This window comes from Roseisalinus antarcticus (assembly GCF_900172355.1).
Lineage (GTDB): Bacteria > Pseudomonadota > Alphaproteobacteria > Rhodobacterales > Rhodobacteraceae > Oceanicola > Oceanicola antarcticus_A.
This window is the reverse complement of record NZ_FWFZ01000006.1, coordinates 1-12,080: the sequence shown is the minus strand read 5'-3', so window position 1 is coordinate 12,080 and position 12,080 is coordinate 1. Positions and strand designations below refer to the sequence as shown.

General features: G+C 66.3%; 10 protein-coding genes and 1 pseudogene. 2 read left to right on the top strand and 9 right to left on the bottom strand.

All coding sequences use genetic code 11. The annotated features are described in order from the left end of the window. The first annotated feature begins 8 nt into the window (after nt 1-8). On the top strand, nt 9-1,640 hold the full coding sequence (locus tag ROA7023_RS07385) for an alpha-D-glucose phosphate-specific phosphoglucomutase (protein ID WP_085878383.1): 1,632 nt from the start codon (nt 9-11) through the stop codon (nt 1,638-1,640). Between the two features lie 122 nt (nt 1,641-1,762). Then, nucleotides 1,763-1,969 carry a hypothetical protein gene (locus tag ROA7023_RS07380; protein ID WP_085878382.1) on the top strand — a complete coding sequence of 69 codons (207 nt, stop codon included), beginning with the start codon at nt 1,763-1,765 and terminating at the stop codon, nt 1,967-1,969. Between the two features lie 7 nt (nt 1,970-1,976). On the opposite strand, the gene iolB is transcribed toward ROA7023_RS07380, so the two are convergent. The 9 genes and pseudogenes from iolB to ROA7023_RS07335 form a co-directional block, all read right to left on the bottom strand. Beyond that, complete coding sequence (iolB, locus tag ROA7023_RS07375; protein WP_085878381.1) at nt 1,977-2,783, bottom strand: 5-deoxy-glucuronate isomerase; 807 nt, start codon at nt 2,781-2,783, stop codon at nt 1,977-1,979. After that, on the bottom strand, nt 2,780-2,998 hold the full coding sequence (locus ROA7023_RS07370) for a hypothetical protein (RefSeq protein ID WP_085878380.1): 219 nt from the start codon (nt 2,996-2,998) through the stop codon (nt 2,780-2,782). The genes iolB and ROA7023_RS07370 overlap by 4 nt, the downstream gene beginning before the upstream one ends. Beyond that, nucleotides 2,995-3,888 carry a myo-inosose-2 dehydratase gene (gene iolE / locus ROA7023_RS07365; protein ID WP_085878379.1) on the bottom strand — a complete coding sequence of 298 codons (894 nt, stop codon included), beginning with the start codon at nt 3,886-3,888 and terminating at the stop codon, nt 2,995-2,997. The genes ROA7023_RS07370 and iolE overlap by 4 nt, the downstream gene beginning before the upstream one ends. Further along, nucleotides 3,885-5,714 carry a 3D-(3,5/4)-trihydroxycyclohexane-1,2-dione acylhydrolase (decyclizing) gene (iolD, locus tag ROA7023_RS07360; RefSeq protein ID WP_085878378.1) on the bottom strand — a complete coding sequence of 610 codons (1,830 nt, stop codon included), beginning with the start codon at nt 5,712-5,714 and terminating at the stop codon, nt 3,885-3,887. The genes iolE and iolD overlap by 4 nt, the downstream gene beginning before the upstream one ends. Then, nucleotides 5,711-7,618 carry a bifunctional 5-dehydro-2-deoxygluconokinase/5-dehydro-2-deoxyphosphogluconate aldolase gene (locus tag ROA7023_RS07355; RefSeq protein WP_085878377.1) on the bottom strand — a complete coding sequence of 636 codons (1,908 nt, stop codon included), beginning with the start codon at nt 7,616-7,618 and terminating at the stop codon, nt 5,711-5,713. Before ROA7023_RS07355 ends, iolD begins: the two co-directional genes overlap by 4 nt. Before the next feature lie 251 nt (nt 7,619-7,869). Then, a complete protein-coding gene (locus ROA7023_RS07350) occupies nt 7,870-8,904 on the bottom strand; it encodes a LacI family DNA-binding transcriptional regulator (RefSeq protein WP_234992074.1) in 1,035 nt (344 codons plus the stop codon). Nucleotides 8,905-8,978: 74 nt separating this feature from the next. Then, on the bottom strand, nt 8,979-9,548 hold the full coding sequence (locus ROA7023_RS07345) for a chemotaxis protein CheD (RefSeq protein WP_234992073.1): 570 nt from the start codon (nt 9,546-9,548) through the stop codon (nt 8,979-8,981). A gap of 11 nt (nt 9,549-9,559) precedes the next feature. Next, nucleotides 9,560-10,591: a CheB methylesterase domain-containing protein gene (locus tag ROA7023_RS07340; protein ID WP_143535465.1), complete on the bottom strand. Its 1,032-nt coding sequence runs from the start codon at nt 10,589-10,591 to the stop codon at nt 9,560-9,562. Nucleotides 10,592-11,554: 963 nt separating this feature from the next. Continuing rightward, a pseudogene (locus tag ROA7023_RS07335) lies at nt 11,555-11,917 on the bottom strand (integrase core domain-containing protein); the annotation flags it as partial. Between the last annotated feature and the right edge of the window lie 163 nt (nt 11,918-12,080).

Below are 12,080 nucleotides of genomic sequence, written 5' to 3'. Positions count from 1 at the left end.
AGGACCCCATGAGCACGATCAAGGTGGAGACCAGCCCGATCCCGGGGCAGAAGCCGGGGACATCGGGGCTGCGCAAGAAGACGCATGTCTTCATGGGGCCGCATTTCCTTGAAAACTATGTGCAATCCATCTTCGACGGCATCGGCGGCGTGGTCGGCAAGACCCTCGTGGTCGGCGGCGACGGGCGCTATTTCAACGAGCGCGCGATCCAGGTGATCCTGCGGATGATGGCAGCCAACGGCGCGGCGCGCGCCATCGTCGGCCAGAGTGGTATCCTGTCGACCCCGGCCGCCTCGCATCTGATCCGCAAGCGCGGCACCGACGGCGGGCTGATCCTGTCGGCGAGCCACAATCCCGGCGGCCCCGACGAGGATTTCGGCCTGAAATACAACGGTCCGAACGGCGGGCCGGCCTCCGAGGGCGTGACCAACCGGATCTATGCCCGCACGACCGAGATCACGTCCTACATGATCTCGGAGGCACAGGACATCGACCTCGGCACCATCGGGACCGAAACCCTGGGCCACATGACCATCGAGGTGATCGACCCGGTGACGGATTACGCGGCCCTGATGGAGGAGCTTTTCGATTTCGACGCCATCAAGGCGCTGCTCTCCTCGGGCTTCAGCCTGCGGTTCGACGCGATGCACGCGGTGACCGGCCCCTATGCCAAGGCGATCCTCGAAGAGACCCTGGGCGCGGCGCCCGGATCGGTCGTCAACGGGACCCCCCTGCCCGATTTCGGCGGCGGCCACCCCGACCCGAACCCGATCTGGGCCAAGGATCTGATGGACCTGATGATGAGCCCCGACGCGCCCGATTTCGGCGCGGCCTCGGACGGGGACGGCGACCGCAACATGATCGTCGGCAAGGGCTGCTACATCACGCCCTCGGACAGCCTCGCCGTGCTCGCCGCCAACGCCCATCTCGCGCCCGCCTACAAGGACGGGCTGGCCGGGGTCGCCCGGTCGATGCCGACCTCGGCCGCCGTCGACCGCGTGGCCGAGAAGATGGGCATCGACGTCTTCGAGACGCCCACCGGCTGGAAATTCTTCGGCACCCTGCTGGATGCGGGCCGCGCCACCCTCTGCGGTGAAGAGAGTGCGGGGACCGGCTCCAACCATGTCCGCGAGAAGGACGGCCTCTGGGCGGTGCTTTTGTGGCTCAACGTCCTGGCCGAGACGAAGCAATCCGTCGCGCGGCTGATGTCCGATCACTGGGCGCGCTACGGGCGCAATTACTATTCCCGCCACGATTACGAGGCGGTGGACAGCGACATGGCCAACGGCCTGGTGGACAGCATGCGCGCCCGGCTCGGCGACATGGCCGGGCAGACGGCCGGCGGGCTGAAGATCACCGGGGCCGACGAATTCTCCTACACCGATCCGGTCGACGGCTCCGTGTCGAAGAACCAGGGCATCCGGATCTATTTCGAGGGCGGCGGCCGCGCCGTGTTCCGCCTGTCGGGCACGGGCACGGAGGGCGCCACGATCCGCGTCTACCTCGAACGGCTGGAGATCGACCCGGCCGGGATGGACCGAGACCCGCAAGAGGCGCTTGGCCCGATCATCGCCGCCGCCGAAGAGCTGTCGCGCGTCCGGTCGGAAACCGGCCGCGAAGGGCCCGACGTCATCACCTGAGCGGCCCCGCGCCTCTGCCCTTCGGCCAACGCCCTCAAGCGACCGGATTCTTTTCTGACGACGAAAGGCGCGGGCGGCGCTACGCTTTCGGTGTGGGGAATCAGATCGACAGGATGGCGACCATGTACGACGCGCTTTCATCCGCGCACGATGCCGCCGACATCGTAACACGCATTCCGGCAGAGAGGGTCCCGCGTTTCGTGCGGACGTCGATCGCCGAAAAGACCTTGACACCGATCATCCAGGCGCTGAATGCCGACATGCTGAGCGACGATCCGCGCCGCAAGGCCGCCGCGGAACAGGCGCTGCGGCACATGGGCTTTCTCTAGCTCTGGCTCAGGCGTCTCGCCTGGCGATCCAGTCGTGGTCGGGATGGTTGCGGAACCGCCATTTGCGCAGCGGCCCCGCCATGACGTTGAGGTAATACATCTCGTAGCCGTAGGGGGCGCCGCAGGGGTGATGGCCCTTCGGCACAAGCACCACGTCGTGATCGTGCACCGACATCGTCTCGTCCAGGCTGCCGTCCTCGGTAAAGACCCGCTGGTGGCCATAGCCCTGTGACGGGTTCAGACGGTGGTAATAGGTCTCTTCCAGGTAGGTCATGTCGGGAAAATCGTCCTCGTCATGGCGGTGCGGCGGGTAGGACGACCAATTGCCCGCAGGCGTATAGACCTCGGTCACGAGCAGAGAGCCCGCGACGTCGCGCTCCTCCATGGCGATCGGGTGGATGAAACGGGTGTTGGCGCCCTTGCCGCGCACCACCTGGTCGATGCCCTCGGGCCCGATCACCTGGGCCGGCAGGTCCCCGGTCGCGGGCGCCGTGCAGACGGCCAGGGTGCAGTCGGTGGTCGCCTCCGCACTCCACTCGCCGCCACCCGGGACGTAGACCGCCGCCGGCAAGGTCGCCTCCCAGACGCTCATGCGCTCACCGAGCTCGCCGTAGGACTGCCCGTTCGCGGCGATCCGGGCCTTGCCCTCGACCAGCACAAGGATCACCTCGCGGTCGCCCGTGGCCTCGGCCGCCGTCTCGCCCGGCGCCAGACGGTGGAGGCCGAAGCCGACATAGCCCCAGCCCGCATCCTCGGCGGTGATGTCGTGAACCTTGCCACTCGTGCCCCGGGGGCGGCGCAAAAGATCGGTCATGGATCGTCCTCCTTGTCGGGCTCGGTGTAATTTGCCTCATCATACACGATGAAGAATTCGTAGAGGCACAAGAGCCCGATGGCCCCGAACAGCATGCCCCAGAACGTGTTGTCGCCAGAGAACTCCACCACGGACCAGCCCAGGCAGACCACCGTCACCGCCACCCGTCGCCAGCGAGGCCGAAAGAACGGGTGGCGCAGCTCGATCAGCTTCATGCCGCGAGCCCCGCGTCGGCAGCCAGGTTCTTGAGGGTTCCAAGTCCAAGGGTCTGGTATTCCAGCGGGTTCCGCAGGTCCGGATCCTGCTCGGCTTCGATGACGATCCAGCCGTCATAGCGGGCGCGGGCGAGGATCGCGATCAGCGGGGCAAAGTCGATCGACCCCTCTGGATCGCCCGGCACGGTAAAGACCCCGCGGCGCACCCCGTCGAGAAAGCACAGATCCTCCGACCGGACCTGATCCATGATCTCACGGCGGACGTTCTTGGCGTGGAAATGGCCCACACGGTCGATATGACGGTCCAGGATGGCCACCGGATCGCCGCCGCCGAAATACACGTGTCCGCTATCGAACAGGTATCTGGTGGCCGGGCCGGTGACCTGCAGGAAGCGGTCGATCTCTTCCGGGGTCTCGACGACGGTGCCCATGTGGGGATGGTAGACCAGCGGCAGGCCCTGGGCGCCGGTCCATTCGGCGATCGCCTCGACCTTGGCCCCAAACTCCGCCCATTGATCCTCTGCCAGCACCGGCTTGCGGCTGAGCGGGGTGGCCGCGCCGTGGACCGTGTTCGAGGTCTCGCAGGCGATCGCCACGCTGCAGCCCATCGCCTTGAGCCGGTCGATATCGCCCTGGATCCTGGCCTTCTGCTCATCCACGCTCAGCTCCAGCAGGTCGAGCGAGGTCCAGCCGGAGACGAACTGCAGCCCGCGCGGCTTCAGCACCGCCTTCAGCTCAGCAGGGTCCCGCGGAAACTTGTTGCCGTTCTCGATCCCGTCAAAGCCGATCTGCGCGGTCTCGTCGAGGCATTGCTCCAGCGGGATATGGCCGCCGAGCTTGGGGTCGTCGTCGTTCGACCAGGCGATCGGGTTCGTGCCATAGCGGATCATGCGGTCACCTGGTTTTTCTTCGCTGTTTCATACTCTTGCCGGGCGGCTTTCACCTCTTCCCGGACAGAGACCTCGGGCACCGCGACCTCCCACCAATGGCCGCCGTGCGGGGTGGAGGGATAGGGGTCGGTGTCGATCACCACGACGAAGGGCCCGGTCGCATCCCGCGCCTCGCGCAGCGCGTCCTCGAGCTCGGCGATGTTGCCCGCCTTGACCGCGACCGCCCCCATGGAGGCCGCATGCTGGACGAAGTCGATTTGGCTCGGGTTCTTGTGGGTGGCATGGTCGAGCAGGTTGTTGAACTCGGCGCCGCCGGTGCCGACCTGCAGGCGGTTGATGCAGCCGAAGCCGCGGTTGTCCGAGATGACCAGCGTGATCTTGACGCCCATCATCGCCGCCGTCGCCAGCTCGCTGTTCATCATCATGTAGGAGCCGTCACCGATCATGCAGACCACGTCGCTCTCAGGCTCGGCGAGCTTGATGCCGATGGCGCCGGCGATCTCGTAGCCCATGCAGCTGAAGCCGTATTCCATGTGATAGGACCGGGGCCGCCCGGCCTTCCAGAGCTTGTGCAATTCGCCCGGCATGGTGCCGGCCGCCGACATGACGACCGTATCCGGGCCGGCCGACCGCTGCACGGCGCCCACGACCTGCATGTCGGAGGGCAGTGCGTTGCCGTCCCCGGGCGCGGCGGTGAGTGGGTCAACCTTCTCGAACCAGGCCGCTTTTCGGTCGGAAACGGACATCTGCCACTTTCTGGACCCGAGTTCGGCGGACAGCGCCGTCAACCCGGCCCTGGCGTCCGCCATCAGCGGCAGCGCCCCGTGTTTCATCGCGTCATAGGCGTTCACATTCAACGAAACCAGCGTCTTGGCGGACTGGAACAGCGCCCAGCTTCCGGTGGTGAAATCCTGGAACCGCGAGCCCACGCCCAACACCAGATCCGCCTCGGCGCAGGTGTCGTTGGCCGAGCTCGCGCCCGTGACACCCACGGGCCCGAGGTTCAGCGGATGGTCCCACGGCAGCGAGGATTTGCCCGCCTGGGTCTCGACCACGGGGATGCCGTGGGTCTCGGCGAACGTCTTCAGCGCGTCGGTCGCATCCGAATAATGCACCCCGCCACCGGCCAGGATCACCGGGCGGGCCGCGGCCAGCAGGGTCTCGGCCACCTGCGCCAGCTCGTCCGGGTCGGGCTGGGGGCGGCGCATGGTCCAGGTCCGTTCGGCGAAGAACGCGACCGGCCAGTCATGGGCCTCGGCCTGCACGTCCTGGCAGAAGGCCAGCGTCACCGGCCCGCAATCCGCCGGATCGGTCATCACCCGCATCGCGCGCGGCAGCGCGGTCAACAGGTGCTCGGGTCGGGAAATCCTGTCGAAATAACGGCTTACCGGGCGAAAGCAATCATTGGCGCTGACCGTACCGTCGCCGAAGCTCTCGACCTGCTGCAGCACGGGGTCGGGGGCGCGGTTGGCGAAAACATCGCCCGGCACCAGCAGGACTGGCAGGCGGTTCACATGGGCCAGCGCGGCGGCGGTGACCATGTTGGTCGCCCCGGGGCCGATCGAGCTTGTCACCATCATGGCGCGGCGCCGCTGCAATTGCTTGCCATACGCGATGGCCGCGTGGGTCATGCTTTGCTCGTTGTGGCCCCGGTAGGTCGGCAGCACGTCGCGCACGCCGTGCAGCGCCTCGCCCAGGGCCGCGACATTGCCGTGCCCGAAAATCGCCCAGCAGCCGGCGATGAAGGTGTCGCCTTCAGGGGTCTTCTGCGCGGCAAGGTAGCGGACCATCGCCTGCGCTGCGGTCAATCGAATGGTTTTGGTCATGCGGCTTCCCTCGCCTTTGCGCAGGCCCTGTCCCAGCGGAGACAGAGGCGCTGATAGATTTCGGACATTTGCGTGATTGCGTCGGCTTCATCCAGAGTTCCGGCCATGTAGCCCCCTGCCGCCTCCGCGAAGATCGTGCGGCCGACGGCGAACCCCTTGACCATCGGATGGCACACGGCCGCGTCGAACGACGCCCCAAGAGCCTCCTCGCTGGCCGCTAGCCCCAGCAGCACGATCCCCCGGCAATGGGGATCGTGGCGCGAGATCGCCGCGCAGGTCGCCTGCCAGGCCGCCTCGGAGGTCATCGGCTCCAGCTTCCACCAATCGGGATGGACGCCGAGGGCGTAGATCCGCTCGACGATGGCGGCCACGGTGCCCTCGGACACCTGTCCGACTTGCGAAGGGATGACCTCCAGCAGCAGTTCTAGCCGGTTGCGACGGCTGGCGCGGAAAAGCCGCAGGATCGCCGCCTCCTGCTCGGCCCAGGTTTCGGCGTCGTCGTCGGGGTGACAAAAGCACAGGACCTTGACCACATGCTCGGACGGCCATTCCGCCAGCCCGCCGAGGTCCGGCCCGATCTCCGGCTCGAACCGCAACGGGCGGGAGCCGGGCAATTCCACCGGGCGCCCGATCCAGAGGCCCGTCCCCGCTGCCCGGTAGAGCGCCCGCCGACCGTAGCGGCCATCGCACAAGAGCCCGTATCCCGGCCGCCCCTGCGCCACGCGGTTCAGCGCGGTCAGGCACATCTCCTTGAAACGTCCGATCTTTTCGGCGTCGGCTCCTGGCATTTCCTCAAGCTGAGCGCGGTGATCGAAGGCGAAAACGCGCAAGGTTTCCCACTCCGGCTTGCGATTGGTTGACCAATGCACCTGTTCAAGCGCCTCGTCCTTGCGAAGCGCCGGGACCTTGACGCCGCGCTCCAGCAGGAACTGCAGCTCGTCCCAGGACGGGTAGGCCGGCGTGCAGCCATGACGCGACACCGCCAAGGCCCCGCAGGCATTGGCATATTTCAGCGCGACCGGCCAGGCGGCACCGTCAAGCCAGCCCTTGAGCAGGCCGGACATGAACCCGTCGCCCGCGCCCAGGACATTGAAGACCTCGATCGGAAAGCCGGGCCCCGCCTCGCCGTCGTCAAGGCTGTCGGGGATCGGTCCGGCGAACGCCACCGCTCCCATCGGCCCCCGCTTGCAGACGAGCGTCGCGCCCGAGACCTCGCGCACATTGCGCAGCGCCGCGACGGTGTCGGTGGTGCCACCGGCGATGTGGAATTCCTCTTCGGTGCCGACGATGAGGTCGAAGAAATGCAGGTGGGATTGCAGCTTGGCGGTCACGGCCGCGCTCTCGATGAAGCGGCTCTCGCCAGCGTCGTGCCCGGCAAGCCCCCAAAGGTTCGGGCGATAGTCGATGTCGAGCGCCGTCAGCGCCCCGTGCGCCCGCGCCAGTCGCAGGGCCTTGACCACCGCGGCCTCGGTCCGGGGATGGCTGAGATGGGTGCCCGTCGCGACAACCGAACGAGTGTCCGAAAGCAGACCCTCGTCAATGTCGGCCTCGCTCAGGGCCATGTCGGCGCAATTCTCGCGGTAGAAGATCAGCGGAAACTGCTCTTCGTCGCGGATCCCCAGCAGGACCAGCGCGGTCAGCCGCTCGGGATCCGTGATCACTCCCCGCGTATCGACCCCCTCGCGGGCGAGCTGCTCGCGGATGAAACGACCCATATGCTCGTTGCCGACCCGGGTGATCAGCCCCGATTTCAGCCCGAGCCGCGCCGTGCCGCAGGCGATATTGGTGGGCGAGCCGCCGATATACTTGTCGAAACCGCGCATGTCCTCGAGCCGCCCGCCGACCTGGCCGCCGTAAAGATCGACCGAGGAGCGGCCAATCGTGATTGCATCAAGAGACTTCATCTCAACTTTCCCGCATTGCCGGGCCCAGGTCGCAGCCCCGCATCGACAGTCCCAGGGCCCGGTCGGGCCCGGCCTGCGGCGGCCGCACTCTTTGCGATTTCCTCCCTCGGGTCGCCAGGGCGACCCTCGCAGCAGCTCGCGCCGCATGGGCAGGAGCGTTGCTGGGCGGAGACCGCGTTGTCAATCCGGCCGCGCCGGGACTGTCTCATCCGTGCCGAAAACCAATCAAGGTCTCTGACGAAATTCCATCATCATATGACCTCGGCGAGGATCAGGTCCGGACGCAGGAAGACCTGGCGTGTCAGGTCCGAGGGGCCCTCTTGCACGGCTTCGCGCATCAATTTCACCAGATCCCGGCACAGCGTCGGGACAGGTGTCGAGATCACGAGGGTCACATATCCGTCCGTCAGCCCTGCCCGGCTTTCGGGTGTGAGTTCGTTGACGACGAGGGCCACTTCCTTGGGTTTTCGCGCCTCGCGCAGGGCCGCGATCGCGCCTTCCATTCCGCCGCCGGCGCAGTAGATCCCTACGATGCCCGGGTGCCGGTTCAACAGATCGAGCGTCGCCTCATAGGTCAGCTGTCGGGTCTCGAGGTTGACGAACGTGTCCAGCACGTTGAAGGCAGGCGCGTTTTCGCGGAAATAGGACCGAAGTCCAGTTTCGCGCAGCTCATGCCCGTGCCAGCGGAACCCGCCGACGAAGATGCCGATCTTTCCCGGCCGGCTGGCCAGCGACAACATCTGGGCCGCGATCCGGCCTACCTTGAGATTGTTGAGACCCACATAGGCATGGCGGACGCCCTGCGCGAAATCGTTCATCAACGCGAAGGTGGGAATGCCGTCGCGTTTCAGATCGCCGACAAGCTCGGTCAAATCGGGATGTGCCACCGAGCAGGCCGCGATGGCGTCCACCCGTCCCCGCATCCGGACGATCTCTGCCGCGATGTCGGCGGGCGATTGCGAGGGGGCATAGGCGATCTCGCACTGCCCCCGGATGCCGTCGGCCTGGGCGACGACCGCCTCCAGCTCTGCCGCCAGGGTGCGATAGAAGGACTGACGCGCCTTGCTGAGCACGAAGCCGAAGCGCATCCGTGGCAGATCCTCCCCCATCCGCTGCGCGATCAGCCCCGATGCGTGGTAGCCGATGGCCACGGCCGTGTCATAGACACGGCGGGCGGTCTCTTCGCGCACGCGCTCGCGTCCGTTGAGCACACGGTCCACCGTCGCCGGGCTGACACCCGCGGCGCGGGCAACGTCCGCGATGGTTGGCCGTTTCGCCAAGGGCACCTCCTGACCGGGCAGATCCGAACAATGCCTATTCTGTCGCGATTGCCAAGGGCTGCCCGTCTTCGGGCAAGCGCCTAGAACAACGTGATGTCGGGTTTGGGGACCGGCCTTGGCGGAGGGGCTGCCGCCACATCCTCGATCCCGCTGACCAGCAATTGCTGCACTGCGCCGGTCGTCGGGTTGAATTTCAGCCGGCGGGCCTGCCGGCCGCCGACATGTTCGGACAGGATCGGGATTCCCTCGCGCAACAGGAAGCTCTGCGCGAAATCCACGTTGCCGCGTCCGATATCGCGCAGGTTGTCGGACATGCGGGCCCCGCCGAAGATCTTGGCCCGCAGGCGTGCCCGCGATGCGCCGGCCTTCAGCAAACCGTTGATCAAGAGTTCCATCAGGTGGACGCCATAGCGTTGGGTCCCGTTTCCGCCGCCCTCCCCCGGAAGCAGGAAATGGTTCATGCCGCCGATCCGGACGTTTTCCTCGAACATGCAGACCGCCACGCAGGAGCCGAGAACCGTCGAAATGGTCACCTTCGGGTCGGCCGAAATGGCCAGATCGCCTTGGATGACCGTGATGGTTCGCCCCCCGGCATCGGGGGGCATCGAACGATCCGCCGCGCGATCGGACGTCTCTTCAAATGGCCTCATGACTTATCCTTCTACCGCGACCCGGCCGGAAGGGCCGTGCAGGCCGCCAGCAAGGCATGCCCGATCCTGTCGACGGGCAGCCGCTTGCCGGCGGCCCCGATTTCCCAGGCGACGCGCGGCATGCCGTAGACGATGGAGGTCGCCTCGTCCTGTGCGATGGTCGTCGCCCCGGCCCTTGAAAGTTCCAGCATGCCGGCCGCCCCGTCCCGCCCCATGCCGGTCAGGATTGCGGCCGCGACATGCGCCGCGAACGGTCGCCCCGATCTGAAGAGCACGTCGATCGCGGGGCGGTGGCCGCCGACCGCCGGAGCCGTGTCGCGTGTCATGCGCGGCGATGCACCTGCCGCAAGCGCAAGATGCGCGTCGCCATCCGGCATCAGGTAGATATGACCCCGGTCGGGCACCGCGCCGTCTTCGGCCGCGACGACCTGCGCCGCACATCGCCCGGCGAGGAGCCGGATCAGGCTGGCGGCGAATTTGCCCCCGGTATGCTGGACCACGAGGGTCGGCGGGCAATCCTTCGGAAATGCGCCGAGGACCGAGATCAGCGCATCAACCCCGCCCGTCGAGGCCCCGACCATGATCAGGCTCTTGTCGCGGAAAACCTGTCCGCGGACAGCCGGCCGCACGACCTGCGGGCGTGTCGTGGCCTTTGCGGTCGGGGCGGCTGCCTTGCCGGGCATGCGCCCGACCTTGGTCGCCGCCGCCTGTCGGACGTGCGAGATGAACCGGTCCGGATCATCCACCGGTGAGACCACGGGCAAGCCCCGGCTCATGGGGTTGTCGCCGTTCGCCGGACGCTCCCGCAACAGGACACAGGAGATATTGAGGGCCGAGAACAGGGCTCGCATGACCTCGAATTCCGGCACGGTAGTCATGTCTTCAGACAAAAGCACCGTCTCGGGGACGAGGTGTTCGGCGGCCGTGTAGAGTTCGGTCAGGTCGGCGGCCACGCCAAGCAGATCGACGCCCCGGCCCTTCGTCATCGCCGCGGCGCGACGGGTGCGGCGGAGAGGATAGGTATGGGCAAGGACAAGTCTCACGCGAAGCTCCCCAGATCAGCAGAGATATGATGGCCGACTGTCTGGGCACATGTCTTGATCCGGTCGGGCCAGTCACGCTTGCTTTGGTGCAGCTGCTTGCCTGTCTCTCCACGTCCACGCGTCACGTCGTGAGTGGTCATGGCCTGCCGGCGTATCCATGGTTTCTGGCCGGAGACGCAAGACCTCCGACATAGCGCTCCGGTCCGCATTCCATGGCCTTGCCACGGACGAAAGAACCGCCTGGTCCGATCTGTTTCGGGCAAACCTCGCGCGACGAAGGCTGCCTCCGGGTACTTCCGGAGCAGTGTGGCCAGCTGTTGTTTGGCTGCCGGACCTGTGGAGCCATCGCAAGATGGCCGCCCCAAAGCATCGCCACGCAACACCCGACGCACCTTGCCCAAGCAAGCGGCTCCTCTCATCATCCGATCTGGCAGACACTGGAGCAACGGCCACGGAGACTGGCACCGCCTGGCCCCTTCCGGATGGTCCGTCGCGGTACACAGGCCGAACCCGACCCCTCTGCAGCAGCTCCAGAGCATGGCGACTTGTCTCCAGCACATCGAGAAAACTCTCAAATCAGACAGCTCCGCAGTCGTGGTCCGGCCCAGGTTTGCGAGACCGCCGCAGGGCCGCCATGTGCGGCCAGATTGATGCCCGTCGATGACGGACCCGACATACGCGGCGTTTCAAACTTCTGGTTTTCCGGTTTCATCTCTTGACGTGTTCCCCGATGGAAGATCGCGCAGCCCTGATAATCCCCGGCTCGCGCCAACACGGACGGGACCGGACTGACGCAGTAGAACATGGATCCTCCAATGGGATCGCACGGACTGCCTGACAATTTGTGAACACGCTTCCAGAAATCCCGACCGCACTCGGGCAGTTCATGCCGCCTTGACGGATTTCCGATCCTTGCGCCTCTGAACCGCACCGGGTTTGCCGGAGGCTGATTCTTGTTGGTTGTGCAGCCATGTCTTCAGTTCCCAGAGCGACGTAGAAGTTTGCCTCGGCTTCCGAAGGCGGGATGTTTCCGATCGGCTCGGGCAGCCGGCGATTGTTGAACCAGTCCAGCCATTCGAGGGTGGCATGTTCGACGGCTTCGAAAGTGCGCCACGGCCCGCGCCGATGGCCGACCTCTGCCCTGAAGGGACCGTTGATCGTCTCGGCGAGGACATTGTCGGAGCTGTCGCCGACACTGCCCACGGACGGTTCAATGCCGGCCTCGCCCAGCCGTTCGGTGTAGCGGATGGACAAGAATTGCGACCCGCGATCAGAGTGGTGGACGGGCCCCGCCCCCTTGACCGGTCGGCGATCGTGAACAGCCTGGTGATAGTGTCCCCGGTGGTGGTGTAGGAGCGCCGCCCCTCGGAGAGGTTCGAGCTTGATCAGGTGGCCACGGCGGGCAGCCTGACGGTGGGATTGTCTGTGACGCGGGCGAGGGTTTCAAGCGACATGTAGCGCCGCGCCACGGTCCACTCGTCGTTGGTCT